The sequence below is a fragment of the Vibrio sp. Of7-15 genome, from assembly GCF_022347565.1.
Taxonomy (GTDB): Bacteria; Pseudomonadota; Gammaproteobacteria; order Enterobacterales; family Vibrionaceae; genus NORP241.
In genome coordinates this window covers 53,121-74,972 of the sequence record NZ_JAKRGH010000026.1, presented here as the reverse complement: position 1 = coordinate 74,972, position 21,852 = coordinate 53,121, and the positions used below count along the sequence as shown (strand labels likewise).

At 45.4% G+C, this 21,852-nt stretch carries 18 protein-coding genes and 1 rRNA gene; 8 read left to right on the top strand and 11 right to left on the bottom strand.

Annotated features, from left to right (window positions below):
- The 4 genes from MHO82_RS20825 to MHO82_RS20810 form a co-directional block, all read right to left on the bottom strand.
- Nucleotides 1–87 (bottom strand): 16S ribosomal RNA (locus MHO82_RS20825); the annotation flags it as partial.
- A gap of 324 nt (nt 88–411) precedes the next feature.
- On the bottom strand, nt 412–936 hold the full coding sequence (gene hemG / locus MHO82_RS20820) for a menaquinone-dependent protoporphyrinogen IX dehydrogenase (protein WP_239187376.1): 525 nt from the start codon (nt 934–936) through the stop codon (nt 412–414).
- 9 nt (nt 937–945) lie between these two features.
- On the bottom strand, nt 946–2,403 hold the full coding sequence (locus MHO82_RS20815; RefSeq protein ID WP_239187373.1) for a TrkH family potassium uptake protein: 1,458 nt from the start codon (nt 2,401–2,403) through the stop codon (nt 946–948).
- 40 nt (nt 2,404–2,443) lie between these two features.
- Nucleotides 2,444–3,064: a YigZ family protein gene (locus MHO82_RS20810; RefSeq protein ID WP_239187371.1), complete on the bottom strand. Its 621-nt coding sequence runs from the start codon at nt 3,062–3,064 to the stop codon at nt 2,444–2,446.
- 227 nt (nt 3,065–3,291) lie between these two features.
- Between MHO82_RS20810 and fadB the strand changes: the two genes are divergently transcribed.
- The 3 genes from fadB to MHO82_RS20795 all read left to right on the top strand — a co-directional run bounded on the left by fadB (nt 3,292) and on the right by MHO82_RS20795 (nt 7,840).
- Nucleotides 3,292–5,460 (top strand): fatty acid oxidation complex subunit alpha FadB, encoded by a 2,169-nt coding sequence (gene fadB, locus MHO82_RS20805; protein ID WP_239187369.1) that lies wholly within the window; start codon nt 3,292–3,294, stop codon nt 5,458–5,460.
- Nucleotides 5,461–5,483: 23 nt separating this feature from the next.
- Nucleotides 5,484–6,647 (top strand): acetyl-CoA C-acyltransferase FadA, encoded by a 1,164-nt coding sequence (fadA, locus tag MHO82_RS20800; RefSeq protein ID WP_239187367.1) that lies wholly within the window; start codon nt 5,484–5,486, stop codon nt 6,645–6,647.
- A 212-nt stretch (nt 6,648–6,859) separates the two neighbouring features.
- A complete protein-coding gene (locus MHO82_RS20795) occupies nt 6,860–7,840 on the top strand; it encodes an MDR family oxidoreductase (RefSeq protein WP_239187365.1) in 981 nt (326 codons plus the stop codon).
- Between the two features lie 85 nt (nt 7,841–7,925).
- On the opposite strand, the gene MHO82_RS20790 is transcribed toward MHO82_RS20795, so the two are convergent.
- Together MHO82_RS20790 and MHO82_RS20785 are read right to left on the bottom strand one after the other, a co-directional pair.
- Complete coding sequence (locus tag MHO82_RS20790; protein WP_239187363.1) at nt 7,926–8,867, bottom strand: LysR family transcriptional regulator; 942 nt, start codon at nt 8,865–8,867, stop codon at nt 7,926–7,928.
- Between the two features lie 173 nt (nt 8,868–9,040).
- Nucleotides 9,041–9,226, bottom strand: coding sequence for a hypothetical protein (locus tag MHO82_RS20785; protein WP_239187361.1), 186 nt, complete (start codon nt 9,224–9,226; stop codon nt 9,041–9,043).
- A gap of 143 nt (nt 9,227–9,369) precedes the next feature.
- On the opposite strand from MHO82_RS20785, the gene tusA reads away from it, so the two are divergent.
- Nucleotides 9,370–9,612 (top strand): sulfurtransferase TusA, encoded by a 243-nt coding sequence (gene tusA / locus MHO82_RS20780; protein WP_239187359.1) that lies wholly within the window; start codon nt 9,370–9,372, stop codon nt 9,610–9,612.
- A 102-nt stretch (nt 9,613–9,714) separates the two neighbouring features.
- On the opposite strand, the gene MHO82_RS20775 is transcribed toward tusA, so the two are convergent.
- Entirely contained in the window at nt 9,715–9,981 is a 267-nt protein-coding gene (locus MHO82_RS20775) for a hypothetical protein (RefSeq protein ID WP_239187357.1), read from the bottom strand.
- Nucleotides 9,982–10,101: 120 nt separating this feature from the next.
- Entirely contained in the window at nt 10,102–10,659 is a 558-nt protein-coding gene (locus tag MHO82_RS20770; protein ID WP_239187354.1) for a TMEM165/GDT1 family protein, read from the bottom strand.
- Between the two features lie 463 nt (nt 10,660–11,122).
- Here MHO82_RS20770 and glyQ point away from each other — a divergent pair, with 463 nt between their 5' ends.
- The 4 genes from glyQ (at nt 11,123) to MHO82_RS20750 (ending at nt 17,439) form a co-directional block, all read left to right on the top strand.
- Nucleotides 11,123–12,043: a glycine--tRNA ligase subunit alpha gene (gene glyQ / locus MHO82_RS20765; protein WP_239187351.1), complete on the top strand. Its 921-nt coding sequence runs from the start codon at nt 11,123–11,125 to the stop codon at nt 12,041–12,043.
- Nucleotides 12,044–12,045: 2 nt separating this feature from the next.
- Nucleotides 12,046–14,112, top strand: coding sequence for a glycine--tRNA ligase subunit beta (gene glyS, locus MHO82_RS20760; protein ID WP_239187348.1), 2,067 nt, complete (start codon nt 12,046–12,048; stop codon nt 14,110–14,112).
- Between the two features lie 171 nt (nt 14,113–14,283).
- The gene (locus MHO82_RS20755) at nt 14,284–16,029 is read left to right on the top strand and encodes an alpha-amylase family glycosyl hydrolase (protein WP_239187345.1); all 1,746 of its coding nucleotides are present in this window, start codon (nt 14,284–14,286) and stop codon (nt 16,027–16,029) included.
- A gap of 159 nt (nt 16,030–16,188) precedes the next feature.
- Nucleotides 16,189–17,439, top strand: a complete 1,251-nt coding sequence (locus MHO82_RS20750) for a valine--pyruvate transaminase (protein ID WP_239187342.1) — start codon at nt 16,189–16,191, stop codon at nt 17,437–17,439.
- 94 nt (nt 17,440–17,533) lie between these two features.
- On the opposite strand, the gene ibpA is transcribed toward MHO82_RS20750, so the two are convergent.
- The 3 genes from ibpA to recF form a co-directional block, all read right to left on the bottom strand.
- The gene (gene ibpA / locus MHO82_RS20745) at nt 17,534–17,974 is read right to left on the bottom strand and encodes a small heat shock chaperone IbpA (RefSeq protein ID WP_239187339.1); all 441 of its coding nucleotides are present in this window, start codon (nt 17,972–17,974) and stop codon (nt 17,534–17,536) included.
- 351 nt (nt 17,975–18,325) lie between these two features.
- On the bottom strand, nt 18,326–20,743 hold the full coding sequence (gene gyrB, locus MHO82_RS20740; protein WP_239187336.1) for a DNA topoisomerase (ATP-hydrolyzing) subunit B: 2,418 nt from the start codon (nt 20,741–20,743) through the stop codon (nt 18,326–18,328).
- Between the two features lie 3 nt (nt 20,744–20,746).
- Nucleotides 20,747–21,841 (bottom strand): DNA replication/repair protein RecF, encoded by a 1,095-nt coding sequence (gene recF / locus MHO82_RS20735; protein WP_239187333.1) that lies wholly within the window; start codon nt 21,839–21,841, stop codon nt 20,747–20,749.
- Between the last annotated feature and the right edge of the window lie 11 nt (nt 21,842–21,852).

Here is a 21,852-nt window from a genome sequence, read left to right as displayed (position 1 = left end):
AGCAAGCTATTCTCGTTTCCGCTCGACTTGCATGTGTTAGGCCTGCCGCCAGCGTTCAATCTGAGCCATGATCAAACTCTTCAATTAAAGTTTTGTTGTTTCCGAAGAAACGGCTCAATGAATACTGATTGTTCTAACTAAGTTAGAACGAATTGACTGTGCCAAATAACCGAGGTTATTCGTTTTGGTCACTCAGTTCATTGATAAATCTTTTTGACTATCTATTCACGTTATTTCTTTAGGTCTTATGTCCTAACTGAGTAGAGGCTGAATCCTTATTGGATGCCGCTCTCCGTGTCAGTGAGGCGGCATTATAGAGAGTTCGATCAGGTTAGCAAGCTTTAATTCTCACTTTTTCATAAAAAAGTCATTTTTGAATAATAACCCAACATTCTGGGTGATTTTCATACATTAAAGCTGTTTAAACTGCTGACTAAAGGTTTCTACCTTACTCCAGTCCGTATATTCCACCTCTTTGGTGGCATCAGTTTCCCCACCTGTCATCTTCATAATGAACTGAATCATCACTCGGTCGAACAAATTGTAGCGCGGATAATACAAAGCGCCAGCAAACACACCTTGCAGTTTTGGAGTCCACGGAGACTTACTCAAAAACTTCTTCATATAAACGCTGGTTTCTGGTGTGTTTTTTCCTTCTTTTCGCGCCGTCAGATTAACGCAAAAAAAACCAACTTTATTTTCTTGTAATACAGCAAGGTGCTTTTCAATGAAATGGTACAGCTTCTTATTTAAGTGACCATAACGAATAGAGGCACCAATCAGCACACGATCATACTGTGCAATATTTACCTCATTCGTTTGGTGCAAATCCATCAACTCACATTGATAGTCATTACCTAGAGTTTGTTCAATATGACGTAAAATCTTAACCGTCTGACCTTCACGGCTAGAATGAAGTAATAAAACTTTTTCCACAAAACATCCTTAACTGCGCCAGAACGCAGGGGTAAATAGAACCAATAAGGTAAACACTTCCAATCGACCAAATAACATCGAAATGATCAGCACCCATTTCGCATTATCATTAACATCCCCAAAGTGTACTGCCACTTCCCCAAGACCTGGGCCTAAATTGTTTAAGGTCGCTGCCACCGCTGAAAAGGCACTGAGCTCGTCCATCCCGGTGGCAATCAACCCCAACATACAAATGACAAACACCAAAGCATAAGCAGAGAAAAAGCCCCACACCGCATCAACAACACGTTGTGGCAATGCTTTGTTCCCAATTTTGATGGTGTAAATCGCTCGTGGATGAATAAGACGTTTCAGCTCACGTGCGCCCTGTAAAGACAGCAACAAAATTCGGATCACTTTCATGCCACCACCAGTTGAGCCTGCACACCCTCCAATAAAAGAAGAGAATAAAAGCAAAACAGGCAAGAAAAGAGGCCAATCTGCAAAACCTGTGGTCGTAAACCCCGCAGTTGTTGAAATCGATACGGTCTGAAACAGCGCCTGATCAAAAGCATCATAAATGGAGTCATAAGAATGATGATTGAGTAATAACAAGAAACAGACTAAAAACAGCAAAAACTGTATGAAGAGGAAAGCGCGAAATTCTGGATCTCGCCAATAATACTTAGGGTGAACACCACCCGACGCAAACGCTGCAAAGTGCAGTGAAAAGTTACAAGCCGAAATCAGCAAAAAGACCACAGTGATCATGTTAATCACCGGGCTATTAAAATATCCCATGCTGGCGTCATGAGTAGAGAAGCCGCCGATCGCAATGGTCGAGAAACTGTGACTGATGGCATCAAACATGCTCATGCCTGCCGCCCAAAATGCCAGTGCACACGCAATGGTTAGCGCTAAATAGATGTACCAAAGTACTTTTGCTGTTTCAGCAATGCGCGGGGTCATTTTGCTGTCTTTCACTGGCCCTGGTATTTCCGCTCGGTAAAGCTGCATGCCACCGATCCCCAGTACAGGCAAAATAGCAACGGCCAATACAATGATCCCCATTCCGCCAAACCACTGTAATAGCTGCCGATAAAACAAAATCGCTTTGGGTAAATCATCCAACCCAACAATCACGGTTGCCCCGGTGGTCGTCAACGCAGAAAAAGATTCAAAAAAGGCATCGGTTACGGAAATATCCGGAGTGTCTGAAAGGAGAAAAGGCAAAGCACCAGCACTACCGATTACCGTCCAAAACAACACCACAATGAGAAAGCCATCACGAGATTTCAGCTCTTGTCGATAACGCCGATTTGGCACCCATAACAGCGCGCCTCCAGCTAATAGCAAGAAGAAAGTAATAACAAAAGGCAAACCAGCCCCATCACGAAAGATGAAGGCAACTAATGCTGGGGCTAACATGGTAGAGCTGAATAACGCCAGCAATAAGCCAACGATTCGAATTATGGAACGAAATTGCATGCTTGATTCAGAGTACGCTTAACGTACCCTCACGTCCTTGTTATTGAGTATTTTTAACCACGGTAACTTTACCGCCGCTTTTATTAACAACACTACGAATGAAATCGGCCTGATGGCGCTTTTCTAATTCCACATCTAACTGAATGGCCACACCAAAATCCGCCTTCACTTGCTGCCCTTCAAATTCGGCAATTAAGGCTTCAATCGTGCCCATTAAGGCATAGTCTAATTCGAGCTGGACAACAATCGTAACTTTGCGTTCAACGGTTTCTAATAACTTCAACGCTTGTTGAACACCGCCACCATACGCTTTAACTAAACCACCAGTACCTAATTTAATCCCACCAGAATAACGCGTTACCACGGCGGTCATTTCTCCAACTTGAGAACCACTTAACTGCGCTAAGATGGGCTTACCCGCCGTACCCGATGGCTCCCCATCATCACTAAACCCCCAAAGCATAGAATCTTCAGGTCGACCGGCGACAAAGCCCCAACAATTATGGCGGGCATCGGCGTGCTTCGCTTTGATCTCAGCGACAAACTGTTTTGCCGCCTCAACGCCAGGGGTATGAGCCAGGTAGGTGATAAATCGACTCTTTTTGATTTCTTCTTCAAAAACGGCCATTTGTTTCGGAATTAAATAAGGCTGATCACTCATTATTACTATTCAACTATTAGTGCGGCATGCAGTTTAGCACGACAAACACAAAATACTGATAAATGCAGAACAATACTGGCTAAATCTGCGCCAACGCAAAAGTTAAACAAATGTTTAAAAAAAGTATTGAAATTATTAAATGAGCACTCCACACTATATGAAACTGGTCAAACCAGATAACAAGTCAACCAGCTCAAGAACTGGATTTCATTTCACGGAGATAGAACATGATTTACCAAGGTGATACCCTCACAGTCAGCTATCTAGAAGATGGCATAGCAGAACTGAACTTTAACGCGCCGGGCTCTGTTAACAAACTTGATCTTGCCACACTTGAATCACTGAATGCGGCATTAAATGCGCTGTATAAAGAATCAGATCTAAAAGGTCTTATCCTCTCTTCCTCAAAAAGTGCCTTCATTGTGGGTGCTGACATTACTGAATTCCTTGGCTTATTTGCCAAACCAGATCAAGAGCTGGCTAAATGGATTAACCATGCCAACGACATTTTCAACCGCTTAGAAGATTTGCCTGTACCAACCATTTCAGCCATTAATGGCCACACACTCGGCGGTGGCTGTGAATGTGTGCTTGCAACGGATTTCCGTATTGCCGATGATTCAACTCGCATCGGTTTACCTGAAACCAAGCTAGGAATTATGCCAGGCTTTGGTGGTACAGTTCGTATGCCTCGCCTTATCGGTGCAGATTCTGCGATGGAGCTGATCACCGCTGGTAAAGATAAGAAAGCAGCCGATGCCTTAAAACTGGGCCTTGTTGATGCGGTTGTTTCACGTGAAACATTAGTTGATTCAGCTAAAGCCATGATCAAAGAAGCCATTGATCGCAAGCTGGATTGGCAAGCACGCCGAGAGCAGAAAAAAGCACCACTACCACTGAATAAAATTGAGTCCATGATGAGCTTCACCATGGCAAAAGGCATGGTAAGCCAAGTTGCAGGGCCACATTACCCAGCACCAATCACGTCTGTGATCACCATTGAAGAGGCTGCTCGCTTTAGCCGAGATCAAGCCTTAGAAGTGGAATGCAAACACTTCGTGAAGCTGGCCAAAACCGACGTAACCAAAGCGCTGGTTGGTTTATTCCTTAATGATCAACATATTAAAGGAAAAGCGAAAAAAGCAGCCAAAGAAGGTAAAGACACAGAGCGTGCAGCGGTGCTTGGGGCCGGAATCATGGGTGGTGGCATCGCTTACCAATCGGCTCTTAAAGGTGTGCCTGTATTAATGAAAGACATTGCCCAGCCTTCTTTAGACCTTGGCATGACAGAAGCATCAAAACTACTGAATAAACAACTTAGCCGTGGCCGTATTGATGGTTTCAAAATGTCTGGCATTCTTGCTTCTATTACACCAAGTCTTCATTACGCAGGCATCGAACAATCCGACGTTGTCGTCGAAGCCGTTGTTGAGAATCCAAAAATCAAAGCCGCAGTATTGGCAGAAGTCGAAGACAATGTGTCTGCCGACACGGTCATTGCCTCAAATACTTCGACCATCCCAATCAACTTACTGGCGAAGTCTCTAAAACGTCCTGAAAATTTCTGTGGCATGCACTTTTTCAATCCTGTGCATCGTATGCCACTGGTGGAAATCATTCGAGGTGAGCACACGTCTGAAGAAACCATTTCTCGCGTGGTGGCTTACGCCGCCAAAATGGGTAAATCCCCTATCGTGGTAAACGACTGCCCGGGTTTCTTTGTCAACCGCGTCTTATTCCCATACTTTGCTGGTTTTAGCTTACTGCTGCGTGACGGTGGTGATTTTACTCAAATCGATAAAGTCATGGAGAAAAAGTTCGGTTGGCCTATGGGCCCGGCTTACTTGCTAGATGTCGTGGGCATTGATACGGCTCATCATGCTCAAGCGGTCATGGCAGAAGGCTTCCCAGAGCGCATGAATAAAGACTACAAAGATGCTATCGATGTGATGTTCGAATCAGAGCGTTTTGGTCAGAAAAACAATAAAGGTTTCTTTAGCTACTCGATTGATCGCAAAGGTAAGCCGAAAAAATCGCAAGATGACGATGTTGCCGATCTATTGGCTCCTGTTTTGGGCAAGGCAACGGAATTTAGCGCCGATGAAATCATCGCACGTATGATGATCCCAATGATTAACGAAGTGGTGCGTTGTTTAGAAGAAGGCATCATCGATTCACCAGCTGACGCGGACATGGCGCTGGTATATGGCTTAGGCTTCCCTCCTTTCCGTGGTGGCGTATTCCGTTACCTAGATACGCTAGGTTTGGCTGAATATGTGGCTATGGCTGATAAATACGCTGAGCTGGGTGCAGTATATCAAGTACCTACGGGCCTTCGCGAAAAAGCCAATAATGGCGAGAGCTACTACGGTTCTCAAACAAACAGCTCTATCTAACCACCAAGGAAAAGGAATTGATCATGAACAACGCAGTTATCGTCGATTGTATTCGCACCCCAATGGGCCGTTCTAAAGGTGGTGCTTTTCGTAACGTTCGCGCAGAAGATTTATCCGCTCATTTAATGAAAGGGCTGCTAACTCGTAACCCTCAACTCGATCCAAACAGCATTGAAGACATTTACTGGGGTTGTGTACAGCAGACTCTAGAGCAAGGCTTTAATGTGGCGCGTAATGCTTCATTACTGGCAGGTATTCCTCACTCTGTTGGAGCAACTACAGTAAACCGTTTGTGTGGTTCTTCTATGCAAGCACTGCACGATGCCACACGAGCCATCATGGTGGGCGACGCAGAAAGTTGCATTATTGGTGGTGTTGAACACATGGGCCATGTACCTATGAACCACGGTGTGGACTTCCACCCAGGCCTATCAAAGTCTGTCGCAAAAGCTGCGGGTATGATGGGACTCACCGCAGAAATGCTAGGCCGTATTCATGGTATTAGCCGTGAGATGCAAGATGAGTTTGCGGCACGCTCTCATCAACGTGCTCACGCTGCCACGCTAGAAGGTCGCTTTAAAAATGAAATTCTAGCGACAGAAAGCCACAACAGCGACGGCGTATTAACACTACTGGAACACGATGAAGTGATCCGCCCTGAAACGACTGTCGAAACCTTATCCGGTCTACGCCCAGCATTTGATCCAGTCAACGGTACAGTGACGGCTGGCACATCATCAGCACTTTCCGATGGCGCCTCAGCCATGTTAGTCATGAGTGAAAGCCGCGCGAAAGAGCTAGGTTTGACCATTCGTGCACGAGTGAAATCCATGGCTGTGGCTGGTTGCGATCCATCCATCATGGGGTACGGCCCTGTGCCTGCAACGCAAAAAGCACTGAAACGTGCAGGCCTAACTATGGATGACATTGGCATGGTTGAGCTCAACGAAGCGTTCGCGGCACAGTCTCTACCTTGCGCCAAAGATCTTGGCTTGTTAGATAAGATGGAAGAAAAGGTAAACCTAAACGGTGGTGCGATTGCTCTGGGTCATCCACTGGGCTGCTCAGGTTCGCGTATCTCAACCACACTGATCAACCTCATGGAACATCATGATGTGGAATTCGGCTTAGCCACCATGTGTATCGGTTTAGGCCAAGGTATTGCGACAGTGTTTGAGCGTCCATAAACATATCAAACACTCGCTTTAAACAAGCCCGCCAGTGTGTGCGGGCTTTTTTATGGCCGGATATTTCCCTCAAATCAAACATAGTAGATGCACACTACGCATAGATAAAATGAGTAACTTTCATTTTATCTATGGTGAATTTAACCCTACACTGACTGGGTTATCTCGACACAGGTCACTTCCTATCTGACCTCACCCACTCTGGAGATCTTATGTTTAATGCATTGATTCTTGAACAAGAAGAAAAACAAACCATCGCCTCTGTTCGTCAAATCGACGAGTCTCAATTACCAGAAGGCAATGTCTTAATAGATGTGGATTACTCTTCGTTAAATTACAAAGATGGTTTAGCCATCACCGGGAAAGGCCGCGTTGTACGCCAATTTCCAATGGTTCCAGGCATCGATTTAACAGGGAAGGTCATTGAGTCACAAGATGAGCGCTACCAAGCTGGCGATCAAGTCGTGCTAACAGGTTGGGGCGTCGGCGAAGGACACTGGGGCGGCATGGCTGAAAAAGCACGCCTAAATGGTGACTGGTTAGTCCCATTAACCGACGGCTTTACACCCAAGCAATCCATGATGATCGGCACAGCAGGTTTCACGGCCATGCTATGTGTACAAGCATTAGTAGATACGGGCATCACACCTGAAAGTGGTGAAGTGTTAGTAACAGGTGCCAGCGGCGGTGTTGGCTCTGTCGCAGTAACGCTATTAGCACAGCTTGGCTATAACGTTGTTGCGGTAACAGGTCGTATTGAAAAAAACGGCGAGTTGTTGAAGCAGCTAGGTGCAACCCGAGTCATTGAGCGTAGTGAATTTGAAGAACCAGCAAAACCACTAGAGAAACAACTGTGGGCAGGAGCGGTTGATACGGTGGGCAGCAAGATGCTGGCAAAAGTGTTAGCTCAAGTGGATTACGATGGCGCAGTAGCCGCCTGTGGCCTTGCGGGAGGCTTTGACTTACCAACCACAGTCATGCCGTTTATTCTGCGTAATGTGAAATTACTGGGAATTGATTCAGTCATGTGCCCACGTGAGAAACGTCTAAAAGCATGGCAACGTTTAAGTGAACTCTTACCTGCTAGCTATTTCGAACAAGCGTGTACAGAAATAAACTTAGAACAAGCACCAGAGCAAGCTCAGGCCATCATTCAGGGCCAAGTAACTGGCCGTGTGGTCATTAAACTTTAAAACCTGAAAGCGATTAAGAATACCCACACATTAAAAAGCCAGCGATCATGCTGGCTTTTTTAGTGTACTCATATCTTTTGCAACGTCATGCCAGCCCCATGTCACCGATGCGTTTTTCAATTAACCGGCCACATTCTTCTTTTAATAAGCTTCGTAGCCATCGTTGAGGTGCAGAATGCTCACACCGTGAATGCCAGATCAGGGAATAGTCAAATGGCGTAAATTCAAAAGGCAGTGATTTGATCACTAAATCATGTCGCTCTGCCACTAAGTAAGCCAAATCCGCTGGCACCGTGATGATCAACGGCATTTTATCGACAATAGCCAGTGCCGCTTCCAAGTGATAAGCCCTCATCACCATTTTACGGGAAGGATACCCTTCTAATGCATGGTCAATCAGGGCTTTAACGCCATCGCTAATGGCAATCATGGCATGTGGGAGAGATAAATAGTCTTCCAACGTCAGTTCTTTTTCAGCCAAAGGATGCTGCTTTGAAAGTAAACAAAACACACTGACCTGACCTAACACTTCACTGTGTAGTGGATCTACAGATCCTGTCGGACGACAAATCGCAATATCAGCCCCATTAGTCGTGAGCTGAGTTTGCAACTGATCATGCTGAAGTGGCAAAAACTCCAACGAAATATGAGGAGCTTCTTCATAAATACGAGGCAAAGCAAACGGCAAAATGGTTTGCATTGCATAATCCGTAGTAGCGATAACAAAACGTTGTCGGCATAACGTGGGATCAAAATCGGTCGGTGTGAGTAATAGACGCAGTGCTTCTAGCGGCTCATTCAATTCCGCACTAAGCTCTAACGCTCGTTGGGTTGGAATTAAATGTTGGCCCTGACGTGTAAACAATGGATCTTGCAACATATCACGCAGTCGCCCCAATACCCGACTCATGGCCGACTGGCTTAAATTAAGTCGTAATGCAGCCTGGCTGACACTGTTTTCCTCTAATAAGACTTTTAACGCCACCAGCAAACTTAAATCTCGGCGATACACTTCTTCAAGTTCCATTATTATTCCAGGTTCAAATAGAGGAGATGAGCTGTTATAGCAAATATAATCAACGCTGAGCATTGATACCGGTAAATTACAGGCAAAAAAAATCCCGCATATAAAGCGGGGAAGCCCAAGAAACTGGGGAGAGTGTAGTAGATGAGTCGGTATGACTTAATAAATCGGCGAATTTAATATTCTTCGTCTTCAGCCAATTCAGTGTCGTTGTGCAATTCAAACCACAGGCCAAATGCGGCTGCGATTAATCCTCCTAGAGGAAGAATATTTATATCCGCTGGGCTGCGTAAAACCAGCGAGCAAAATGTAATAAAGCAAAGAATGCAATATATGGTTAAGCGATCAATTTGAGTCAACATTTAACCTCCCTATCCTTGTGGAGAACGAATGTTAATCACTTGTTAATTAAGTTACATCTTTTATTTTCATTTGCCAAGCATTATTGAAAAAAATTCTTAGCGCAGTATGATTGTCTCGTTTTCGAGCAAAAAAGAACCAGTCTATGACCACCGAATTTGATAACGCAACCCACACACTTGAAGCCTTAGGATTACGCTGCCCAGAGCCCGTTATGATGGTTCGTAAAACCGTGCGTAAAATGGCTCAGGGGGAAACGTTACTGATCACCGCAGATGACCCTTCCACTACTCGTGATATTCCAAGCTTCTGTCGTTTTATGGATCATTTGTTATTAGCTGCAGAAACGGATTCACTGCCTTATCGATTTTTAATTCAAAAAGGCTAACTAAGCCTCGCACTATTTCACGCCTTTACCACGGCAAAGAAATACAAAAAAGGCAGCGATGATCGCTGCCTTTTTGCTATTTACGAAAGAAACAGTAGCACTTTAATATTCCTGCACCATTTCTTGCCGCTCAGAATCCTGCTTTTTTTGATGTTGAAGCTGATGCTGCAAACTGCGCAATTCTTGTTTCATCGGAATAATGTATTGAACGCGAATCCAGGCTTCCACAGATAAACAGGCCGTAATGATTGAACCGACTACCATAGGCAACCACATATCCGTTAATACCATTCCTAATAAATTAAGCCCGAGCCCAAAACTAAATAAGTAGCACTGACTTTGAGGTGAGATCGCAAGAAACCGGGTCATAATGACCTCCTATCAAACAACAAAACCTACCCTCAAAGTAGCACGATCAGCTTAAATAGATTGCGGCAATACTCACAAACCAGCGGACTGTCATGATTCTGTAGCAAAAGACGTCAGGCGTTACAACCCAAGCCCTGCACCAATAGCCAGCCCCACAAACAGCACCGCTGTAACACGGCGAATAAACACCAATGGCAACTTATCGGCTGACAGTTTGCCAATGATCACCACAGGTACATTCGCCAACAACATACCCACGGTCGTGCCCAGCACCACCATCCACAACGCGTCCGCGTACTGAGCACCCAACATGGTGGTGGCAATTTGAGTTTTATCCCCTATCTCAGCAATAAAAAAAGCGATGAAGCTAGCCACAAACGGACCTCGGTTGGAAACAGATTCATCATCATCCAGCTTATCGGGGATCAAAATCCATCCAGCCATGACTAAGAAACAAACCACCAGCACCCACTGCAACACATCAGGCGTAAGGTAATCGGCCACCACCACACCAAGCCAAGCGGCCAAGGCATGATTTGCAATAGTGGCAAAAAAGATCGCCAAAATAATAGGGATCGGTTTTCGATAGCGACTGGCTAACAAAAGAGAGAGTAATTGAGTTTTGTCACCGATTTCGGCCAAGGCCACGGTGGTAATTGAAATTGCTAAAACGCTCACGACATGCTCATTGGGGCGGGATTATTATATTTAACCAAAGACAAACCTCACGCCCCACCCCGGTTCGTGATGTTTGTCTATGGTCTCGTCAAACCCAGCCTGCATTTTATTAATGCTTATTGTACTGAGTCTCGAACGCCATGATGATTGTGCATCAATTATGTTGACGATCGATCTGCGGTATCACTTAGGTATGCAAACCGCGAGAAGACTACTCCCCAAAGACCGCGCAATAGTAATGATATTCATACCGTATCGCAAGTTTCGTGTCCCTTAAGGTTTACTGATAACTCGCAAAATTAACCAAGACACGATGAAAATCACCTAAACAGCCATAAAACCCCATTCTTGGGGCATAATACTGTTTGAAATAACAACATTTCCCCCTACTCGCCATGGGTTCATCAGGTTATACTTGAGCGTTATTTTCTTTTTTCTTTGATAAGATCGCGCGAGCCTGACTATGCAAAAATTCGATATCAAAACCTTTCAGGGCATGATCCTCACCCTTCAGGATTATTGGGCCCAACAAGGCTGCACCATTGTACAACCACTAGACATGGAAGTAGGTGCAGGTACTTCTCACCCAATGACATGTTTACGCGCGCTTGGCCCTGAGCCAATGTCGACCGCTTACGTTCAACCGTCTCGTCGTCCTACTGATGGCCGCTACGGTGAAAACCCGAACCGTCTACAGCACTACTACCAGTTCCAAGTAGCGCTAAAACCATCTCCAGACAACATCCAAGAACTGTACCTAGGTTCACTAGAAGCATTAGGTGTTGATACGCAAGTACACGACATCCGCTTCGTAGAAGACAACTGGGAAAACCCAACACTAGGTGCATGGGGCCTTGGCTGGGAAGTATGGCTAAACGGCATGGAAGTAACTCAGTTTACTTACTTCCAACAAGTAGGTGGTCTTGAGTGTAAGCCAGTAACCGGTGAAATCACTTACGGTATCGAACGTCTTGCTATGTACATTCAAGAAGTAGATTCAGTGTACGACTTAGTTTGGAACATCGCGCCAGACGGCAGCAAAGTGACTTACGGTGATATTTTCCACCAAAACGAAGTTGAACAATCGACGTACAACTTCGAACACGCAGATGTGGATTTCCTATTTGCTTTCTTCGATCAGTGTGAGAAAGAAACCAAAGAACTGCTTGAGCTAGAGAAACCACTTCCTCTACCAGCTTACGAGCGCATTCTTAAAGCTGGCCACGCGTTCAACCTACTTGATGCACGTAAAGCAATCTCAGTAACTGAGCGTCAGCGTTACATCCTTCGTATTCGCAACCTAACCAAAGAAGTTGCACAAGCATACTACGCGTCACGTGAAGCACTTGGCTTCCCAATGTGTAAGAAGGATGAGGAGAAGTAATCATGGCGAAGAATTTTCTAATTGAACTGGGTACAGAAGAGCTACCACCAACGGCACTTCGTTCTCTAGCAGAAGCATTTGCAGCAAACTTTGAAGCGGGTTTAAAAGGTGCAGAGCTTTCTCACGAAGGCGTTAAGTGGTACGCAGCCCCTCGTCGTCTTGCTCTTAAAGTCGCTAGCCTTGCTGAAGGTCAAGCCGACAAAATCGTTGAAAAGCGTGGCCCAGCGGTATCGGTAGCATTCGATGCTGACGGTAACCCAACCAAAGCGGCTCAAGGCTGGGCTCGTGGTAACGGCATTACTGTTGACCAAGCTGAACGTCTAAAAACAGACAAAGGCGAATGGCTTCTTTTTAAACAAGAAGTGGCTGGCAAACCAGTTCAAGAATTGGTGATGGATATCGCGGCAAAAGCACTTGCAGGCCTGCCAATTCCTAAAGCAATGCGCTGGGGTAACTCAGATACGCAATTTATCCGTCCAGTAAAAACACTAACGGTGCTGCTTGGTGACGAGCTTATCGAAGGTGAAATCCTAGGCGTTGCTTCTGCTCGTACTATTCGTGGTCACCGTTTCATGGGTGAGCAAGAGTTCACGATCGAATCTGCGGATCAATACCCTGCGATCTTAGAAGAACGCGGTAAAGTAATGGCAGATTACGAAGCGCGTAAAGCCATCATCCTGGCAGACTCACAAAAAGCAGCGGCGGCTGTTGGTGGTATCGCAGACTTAGAAGATGATCTTGTTGAAGAAGTGACGTCTCTGGTTGAATGGCCAGTGGTACTGACGGCGAAGTTCGAAGAAGAGTTCCTAAAAGTCCCTTCTGAAGCTCTGGTTTACACCATGAAAGGTGATCAGAAATACTTCCCTGTTTACGACGAAAACAAGAAGCTGCTACCTAACTTTATCTTCGTATCGAACATCGAATCGAAAGAGCCTCGCCACGTTATCGAAGGTAACGAGAAGGTTGTACGTCCACGTCTTGCGGATGCAGAGTTCTTCTTCAACACTGACCGTAAGCGCCCGCTAATTGATCGCCTGCCTGAGTTAGAACAAGCTATCTTCCAAAAGCAGCTTGGTACTATCAAAGACAAAACGGATCGTATCACTGAGCTTGCTGGCTACATTGCTGAAAAAATCGATGCTGATGTTGAAAAGTCGAAACGCGCAGGTCTACTGGCTAAATGTGACCTAATGACCTCGATGGTATTCGAATTTACGGATACGCAAGGTGTGATGGGCATGCACTACGCCACACACGATGGCGAAGACGAGCAAGTTGCCCTAGCGCTTTACGAGCAGTACATGCCTCGTTTCGCGGGTGATGACCTACCAAGCACAGGCATTTCTTCAGCTGTTGCGATGGCAGATAAGCTAGACACTATCGTAGGTATCTTCGGTATTGGCCAAGCACCTAAGGGTTCTGACCCATTTGCACTTCGTCGTGCGTCTCTGGGTGTACTACGTATCATCGTTGAGAATGGCTACAACCTAGACCTAACGGATCTCATCGCAAAAGCGAAAGAGCTACTAGGTGACAAGCTAACCAACGACAACGTAGAAGCAGACGTTATCGACTTCATGCTAGGTCGTTTCCGTGCATGGTACCAAGACGCTGGTTTCAGCATTGATATCATCCAAGCGGTACTGGCTCGTCGTCCAACCAAACCAGCTGATTTTGATCAACGTGTGAAAGCAGTATCTCACTTCCGCGAATTAGAAGCTGCTGAAGCGCTAGCCGCTGCCAACAAACGTGTGGGTAACATCCTAGCGAAATTTGATGGTGAGCTTGCTCAAGAAATCGATCTTGCACTTCTTCAAGAAGAAGCAGAAAAAGCGCTGGCTGAAAACGTTGAAGTAATGACAGAAGCGCTAGAGCCAGCATTTGCAACAGGCAACTACCAAGAAGCCCTAAGCAAGTTAGCTGATCTGCGTGAGCCTGTAGATGCGTTCTTCGACAACGTAATGGTGATGGCGGATGACGAAGCTCTGAAGAAGAATCGTCTAACCCTACTGAACAACCTGCGTAATCTTTTCCTACAGATTGCCGATATCTCGCTTCTACAGAAGTAAGATAGTTTACGTTTTTCGATACTAAGCCTCGCACTTGCGGGGCTTTTTTCTCTCTCTTACGTGTCTTAATCCCAGCCTGATGCAGTTTTCTTGCACAACGCGGATAAATCTATACTCTAAGTGACGTTATAAATTGATTGCTATTAAATAAGTGAAGGGATTCTGATTTTCATGAACAACCACCTTTGTGCCATTCTGATCTCGGCCGCCATACTTTCAGGGTGCAGTACCACCAGCTCAACATCAGAACCACACTCAGCACAAAGCCAAATTACCGCTCATGAGATCACGCCTCCTTCATCGGCTACCAACACACTGGCGACCCCAATACATGCCCAGTGCCACAAAATAACGATAAAACCAGTCACGGTTGATGTCTCTTCCACCTTCTCTAACGGCGAATGGGTGAAAGATGCCTACACAGGTAAACAAGCTCAAGTGATCGATAATCACATCACGTTATTACCCGGAAAACGCAGTGGAGGCGTGTTGTTGCTTGAATCCGCCACCGCCACAAAACCAGAGTTTAACTGGAACAACGCCACCTTTTACTACGTAGCCACCGATCGCTTTTATAACGGCAAAACCGTTAACGATCACAGCTACAGTCGCAGTAAAGATAATCAACAAAATATCGGCACTTTTCATGGTGGGGATTTAGTCGGCCTAACTCAAAAACTGGATTATCTCGCTGAACTGGGGGTGAATGCGTTATGGATCAGCTCACCCATTGAACAAGTCCACGGCTGGGTCGTTGGGGGAGACGGAGACTTTAAGCTCTACCCTTACGCTGGTGGCAGTGCCCTTGATTGGACGCGTTTAGACGCCAGCATGGGAACCAACCGAGAGCTCAAACAATTGATGGATCAGGCTCATGCTTTAGGTATACGTGTGATTTGGGATATCGAGTTAAGCCCAGCCAAGCATCCAACCCTCACCGATATGCAGCAGTACCACATAGGCTCACCATCCAATCTGCAAGCATTACCGGATTTTTGGTCAGACTGGACACCAAGCGACAGCGCCTCAACTAAGAATCAAAACTGGTCCGCCGCACGTGATTTTTCCCCATCATCGACCTCTTCTCAATGGTGGCATTCAGCGTGGTACAGCCAGGCACATAGTACAAGTGAAGCTCAACTTCCTAAGTTTTATCAGCACAAACTCGATACTTATGCCCAATCACAACCATATACCAGCGCCCCTGAATACATTGTGGAATGGCTCACTCAGTGGGTTGAAGATTACGGTATTGATGGCTTCTATATTAATGATGACTCTGCCACCGAACACACGTTAGCGTTACTGCAACAGCGCAGCCAACAAGCGTTGTCTCAATGGCAGCAAAAATACCGCTACACACAAAATAACGAGACAGATTTCATTCTTATTGGCAGCTCAAGTACCCCCAAAAATGCGCTTCGTTTCACCCTAGACTCAACCACCACACAACAAGTGGCAAGTGCAGCTCAACACTGTTTCACACAGCCTCAAGCCCTGTTTGACACCAATACAGCCAAAACCGAGATCAGTTATCTGTCCTCTCCTGAAGAACATTTATTTTGGCAGCAATACACTACTCAACTGGAACAACAACAGTTAGCAAGCACCTTACTCGCCCTGCAATCTGGGCCTATTCGCTTATTTTATGGAGATGAAATTGCAAGGCAAAGAGGGCCAAGTGGCTCAGATCTCCGCCAAGGAAATTTTTCACCGATGCCATGGGATTCATTAACTCGCCACCAACAACAACTGCGAGCCCATTGGAAAAAACTCCTGAAATTTAGAGCCAAACATCCCGCTCTCGGGGCAGGCAAGCATCAAAATTTGTCTAATCAAAATTACGATGCCTTTAGTCGCCAGCTTGAAAACGACAAAGTCATGGTGGTTTTCAGCGGTCATCAAACCAACAAATAGTCTACGCAACAGGCACGAACTGGTGCCTGTTTCGACCGTTCTCTCCTATTGTATAAATTAATTATAAGTTAAACCTTGTACTTTAAGTCTCACTGGCAATCAGGTATGTTGAGTTTTTCTTACAATAAAATAACCCAATGCAATGAGGCCAGAGTCGTAATGGAATTTTCCAAGTTTGGCGAAAAATTTAATCGCTATGCCGGTATAACTCAATTAATGGATGATCTTAATGATGGTTTACGTACCCTAGGTGCCATCATGCTCGGAGGCGGCAACCCTGCGGCTATCCCAGAAATGCTTGATTACTTTCAGCAAGCAAGCCAAAAAATGCTCGACTCCGGTGAACTGGTTAATGCACTCGCAAATTACGATGGCCCGCAAGGTAAAGACGCTTTTGTAAAATCATTAGCAAAACTACTTAAAGAGACTTATGGCTGGAACATTTCAGAGAAAAACATCAGCCTAACCAATGGCAGTCAAAGCGCCTTTTTCTACTTATTTAACCTGCTCGCAGGCACCTTCCCCAATGGGGAGAAGAAAAAAATCTTATTGCCATTAGCCCCTGAATACATTGGCTATGGTGAAGCTGGCTTAGAAGAAGAGAGCTTTGTTTCTTACCGCCCAGAAATTGAGTTATTAGAGAACGGCTTATTCAAATACCACGTTGATTTCAACCAGCTAAAAGTGGATGACTCGGTAGGCGCAATTTGTGCTTCACGCCCAACCAACCCAACTGGTAATGTTCTGACGGATGAAGAGATCAGCAAACTGGATAAATTAGCTCGTGAGCACAATATCCCACTGATCATCGACAATGCATATGGCACTCCTTTCCCAAATATTATTTTTGAAGAGGTCACGCCATTCTGGAATGAAAACACCATTTTATGCATGAGCTTATCTAAACTCGGCTTGCCAGGCGTGCGTTGTGGCATCGTGATCGCCAATGAAGAAATCACCCAAGCGCTTACGAACCTAAATGGCATCATTAGTTTAGCGCCAGGCAGTTTAGGTCCTGCTATTGGTCATCACATGATTGAATCAGGCGATCTATTACGGGTAAGTGAAAACATCATCAAGCCGTTTTATCAGGCAAAAGCCACCAGCGCGATCACCATGTTACAAACGGCCATCACCGACCCTCGCTTTAAGATCCACAAACCTGAAGGCGCGATGTTTTTATGGCTATGGTTTGATGAACTGCCAATCACCACCATGGAGCTGTACAAGCGCCTAAAAGCACGTGGCGTACTGATTGTGCCTGGCGAGTACTTCTTTATTGGTCAAGACGATGACTGGGATCATGCTCATCAATGCCTGCGTATGAACTACGTACAAAATGAAGAAATGATGCAAAAAGGCATTAACGCCATTGCCGAAGAAGTCACCAAAGCCTACGCCGAAGTGTAATCTGCCTGTGTTATAAAAAATACAAGACGATCAAAAAGAGCGCCGTATGAGCGCTCTTTTTTTATTCACCGTTATTAAGGTACAGAATTTTTCTTTATTCTGCTTCAATAAGCTTGTTGCCATTAATCGCAATTTTACGTGGCTTCATCGCTTCTGGAATTTCTCGTTCTAAATCCACATGAAGTAGGCCATTTTCCATGTCCGCACCAATCACTTTTACGTAATCAGCCAGCTGGAATTTACGCTCAAAATCACGCTCTGCAATGCCTTGGTACAAGTAGTTTTTGGTTTCTTGCTCATCACCGCGAAGACCACGAACGATCAACATATTCTCTTGCTGGGTGATATCAAGTTGCTCATCAGAAAAGCCCGCCACTGCCATAGTAATACGGTAGTGATGTTCGTCTTGCTGTTCGATGTTGTACGGAGGGTAACCGCCATTGCTGCCTTTATTAGAATTGGTTTCCATCATGTTTAACAGACGATCAAAACCAATGGCGCTACGGTATAACGGAGTGAAATCTACATTACGCATAATACTATCCTCTAAAATTAAGCAATAGTCTTAACTCAGTAAAGGTTGAGCTAAGGGATCCAACGTCATTCCACGGGCACTGTTGCTCTGGGACATGGCGACGAACCTAAGTGTCAAATTATGTGCTTTCCCTTAACTTCCTCTCATGAGCAAAGTGGGACAAACGCTTCAGAGAACCCTATTGGCGTCCTCTTCATAAATAGATATAAGGATAGGCCAATCACTTTTCAAGGAAATAAATGAATAATTTTTTCTTCCTTTTATTTTTCAAAAACCTACAAATAAAAAAACACCACTTAAAGTTAAGTGGTGTTTTCATGTTTATCGATGTGAAATCTCTTTTTGTGTCAATTACACGTCTAGGTTTGCTACACGTAATGCGTTTTCTTCAATGAAGTTACGACGCGGCTCAACCTGATCACCCATTAGGGTCGTAAACAATTCATCAGCAGCTAGGGCATCTTGAATCGTTACTTGCATCATACGACGTGATTCTGGATCCATGGTGGTTTCCCACAACTGATCTGGATTCATCTCACCCAAACCTTTATAGCGTTGCAATGAAAGACCACGGCGAGACTCTTTAATCAGCCAAGACAATGCATCTGTAAATTGCTCGATAGGTTGCTTACGCTCACCACGTTGAATGTATGCACCTTCTTCAATCAATCCATCTAGCGCTTCGGACAGCTCAGCAATGCGGCCATACTCTTTCGAGTTTAATAGATCCACACTCAGAAGGTATTCGTGTTCAACACCGTGAGTACGAACCACTAGCTTAGGTAGCGATACGCCAGACTCTTCGTCTTTTTCAACACCGTGGCTGTATTGGCTTGCACCCGATTCTTTAGCATTTAGGTGTTCAACTAACTGCTTTGTCCACGCTTCAACCGTTGCTTCATCAGCACACGCTTCCGCCGTTAAACGCGGTGTGTAAACCAGCTCGTTCAACAGTGCCAGTGGGTAACGGCGACTCATGCGCTCAATGAGCTTCATGCCTGCATTGTATTGAATTACCAATTTTTCAAGCTCAGGACCTGCAATCGCCGGCGCATCTGGGTTTACAAACAAAGAGGCATTATCCAATGCCAATGCCACTTGGTATTGACCCATGGCGTCTTCATCTTTGATGTACTGCTCTTGTTTACCTTTCTTCACTTTGTACAGTGGTGGCTGAGCAATGTAGATGTAACCATTTTCAATCAGCTCAGGCATTTGACGATAGAAGAACGTCAGTAACAGCGTACGAATGTGAGAACCATCGACATCGGCATCGGTCATGATGATGATGTTGTGATAACGCAGTTTTTCAATGTTGTATTCATCACGACCAATACCACAACCTAATGCGGTGATCAGAGTCGCAACTTCTTGAGAAGACAGCATCTTATCAAAACGCGCTTTTTCCACGTTTAGAATCTTACCTTTTAGCGGCAGGATAGCTTGGTTTTTACGGTTACGTCCCTGCTTGGCCGATCCACCAGCAGAGTCCCCTTCCACAATGTACAGTTCAGAAACCGCCGGATCTTTTTCCTGACAGTCTGCAAGCTTACCTGGAAGACCTGCAATATCTAATGCGCCTTTACGACGTGTCATCTCACGCGCTTTACGTGCAGCTTCACGAGCACGAGCGGCATCAATGATTTTCGAACAAACCATTTTCGCTTCAGTTGGGTTTTCCATTAAGAAGTCAGACAGTTTTTCACCCATAGTGGATTCAACCGCAGGCTTCACTTCAGAAGACACAAGCTTATCTTTGGTCTGGCTTGAGAATTTAGGGTCCGGTACTTTCACCGATACCACAGCCGTCAAACCTTCACGCGCATCGTCACCCGATGTCGCCGCTTTGGCTTTTTTCGAATAACCTTCTTTGTCCATGAAAGAGTTCAGGGTACGCGTCAATGCAGAGCGGAAACCCGCTAAGTGAGAACCACCGTCTTTCTGTGGAATGTTATTCGTGAAACATAATATGTTTTCTTGGAAAGAATCGTTCCACTGCATCGCCACTTCAACAGCAATGCCATCTTCACGTTCAAAATTGAAGTGGAAAATCTTTTGGTGAATGGCCGTTTTGGCACGGTTTAAGTGCTCAACAAACGCCTGAATACCACCTTCAAACATGAAGTGATCGTGTTTGTCTTCTTCACGCTTATCAATCAGCTTAATGGATACGCCAGAGTTCAAGAACGACAGCTCACGTAGACGCTTTGCTAAAATGTCGTAGTGGAACAACACATTGGTAAACGTTTCTTCACTTGGCCAGAAACGAATGCGTGTACCTGTTTTTTCAGTCTCACCAATCACGTTTAGTGGTGATGTAGGCTCACCATGATGGTAAGTTTGCTGATGGATCTGACCACCACGGTGGATGGTTAATTCCACCTTTTCAGATAGGGCGTTTACTACCGAAACACCAACCCCGTGCAAGCCACCAGAGACTTTGTATGAGTTATCATCAAACTTACCGCCGGCGTGCAATACCGTCATGATAACTTCGGCTGCAGATACCCCTTCTTCTGGGTGCATCTCAGTCGGAATACCACGACCGTCATCGCTCACTGACACCGAGCTGTCTTCGTGAATCGTCACGATAATGTCATTACAGTGACCCGCAAGAGCTTCATCGATTGAGTTATCAACAACCTCAAACACCATGTGGTGTAGGCCTGTGCCGTCATCTGTGTCGCCGATATACATTCCTGGACGCTTTCGTACCGCATCCAGGCCCTTAAGCACTTTAATGCTCGATGAATCATAATTATTGGACATGAGTTACTCTCGCGTTGATAATCCTTGGTCTATTTTACCATGTTCCACGTGGAACATTTTGCCATTTTCATCATGCATGTCAGCAATCTGCTCAGCAGTGATTGAGCTAACAAACACTTGTGCGCCAGTCTGCTGCAAACATTCCGCCAGCAATTGCCGACGATGGCTATCCAGTTCGGAGGCAAAATCATCGATTAGGTAGATACATTGTTTGCCAGTCACTTGAGTCAAATGTTGTCCTTGAGCTAATCGCAGCGCACAAACCATCAGTTTGAGCTGACCTCGAGACAACACATCTTCAACCGGAGTGCCGGCTACCTTTATTCTTAAGTCAGCTTTATTTGGGCCGCTGACGGTATAGCCCAATTGTCTATCACGTTCAAAGTTAGCGCGTAATAATTCCGCGTACGGGGTGTCTTTTTCCCAACCACGATAATACGACAACTTGATCTCGAACTCTGGCAAAAATGCCTGACAAATTTTCTGAGTTGCTTCTGCAATATCAGTAATGTAATCCGCACGCCACTGGCTAATTTGCTCAGCCAGCTGTGCTAATTCCTGATCCCAATAGCTCAGCTCTCGATAGCTTGATGCGGTTTTTAATAACGCATTGCGCTGTTTCGACAACCGTTTTACTCGCCCCCACGCCTCATAAAAACCGGGCTCAACGTGAAACACGCCCCAATCAATAAACGCGCGACGAAATTTAGGACCATCGGTTAATAGTTCAAACCCTTCCGGATGAATGAGCTGCAACGGCAGCACTTGAGCCAGTTGCGCCAATTTCTGCCCTGATTCGCCGCCTATTTTAACCTCTGTTGTGCCATCACGCTTTTTATTTATTCCAATGGGCAACTCAAATTGCTCAGGGCTAGTAAAGCGGCCATGCACAAACAGTTCACTGCACTCATTGCGAATAACTCGTCCAGTTAACGAACTTTTAAAAGAGCGGCCATGCCCCAGCAAGTATAACGCTTCTAGTACACTGGTTTTGCCACTGCCATTTGGGCCAATAAGAAAATTAAAGCCTGGTGACAAGGTTAAGTCACAGGCTTCAATATTTCGAAAATCTTTAATAATAAGACGCGTTAATGACATGTTTTATGTCG

Bases quoted from the DNA above. Each gene is read 5' to 3' on its own strand.
- MHO82_RS20815 (WP_239187373.1), bottom strand. From the start codon at position 2,403: ATGCAATTTCGTTCCATAATTCGAATCGTTGGCTTATTGCTGGCGTTA.
- MHO82_RS20810 (WP_239187371.1), bottom strand. From the start codon at position 3,064: ATGAGTGATCAGCCTTATTTAATTCCGAAACAAATGGCCGTTTTTGAA.
- fadB (WP_239187369.1), top strand. From the start codon at position 3,292: ATGATTTACCAAGGTGATACCCTCACAGTCAGCTATCTAGAAGATGGC.
- fadA (WP_239187367.1), top strand. From the start codon at position 5,484: ATGAACAACGCAGTTATCGTCGATTGTATTCGCACCCCAATGGGCCGT.
- MHO82_RS20795 (WP_239187365.1), top strand. From the start codon at position 6,860: ATGTTTAATGCATTGATTCTTGAACAAGAAGAAAAACAAACCATCGCC.
- MHO82_RS20790 (WP_239187363.1), bottom strand. From the start codon at position 8,867: ATGGAACTTGAAGAAGTGTATCGCCGAGATTTAAGTTTGCTGGTGGCG.
- MHO82_RS20785 (WP_239187361.1), bottom strand. From the start codon at position 9,226: ATGTTGACTCAAATTGATCGCTTAACCATATATTGCATTCTTTGCTTT.
- tusA (WP_239187359.1), top strand. From the start codon at position 9,370: ATGACCACCGAATTTGATAACGCAACCCACACACTTGAAGCCTTAGGA.
- MHO82_RS20775 (WP_239187357.1), bottom strand. From the start codon at position 9,981: ATGACCCGGTTTCTTGCGATCTCACCTCAAAGTCAGTGCTACTTATTT.
- glyQ (WP_239187351.1), top strand. From the start codon at position 11,123: ATGCAAAAATTCGATATCAAAACCTTTCAGGGCATGATCCTCACCCTT.
- glyS (WP_239187348.1), top strand. From the start codon at position 12,046: ATGGCGAAGAATTTTCTAATTGAACTGGGTACAGAAGAGCTACCACCA.
- MHO82_RS20755 (WP_239187345.1), top strand. From the start codon at position 14,284: ATGAACAACCACCTTTGTGCCATTCTGATCTCGGCCGCCATACTTTCA.
- MHO82_RS20750 (WP_239187342.1), top strand. From the start codon at position 16,189: ATGGAATTTTCCAAGTTTGGCGAAAAATTTAATCGCTATGCCGGTATA.
- ibpA (WP_239187339.1), bottom strand. From the start codon at position 17,974: ATGCGTAATGTAGATTTCACTCCGTTATACCGTAGCGCCATTGGTTTT.
- gyrB (WP_239187336.1), bottom strand. From the start codon at position 20,743: ATGTCCAATAATTATGATTCATCGAGCATTAAAGTGCTTAAGGGCCTG.
- recF (WP_239187333.1), bottom strand. From the start codon at position 21,841: ATGTCATTAACGCGTCTTATTATTAAAGATTTTCGAAATATTGAAGCC.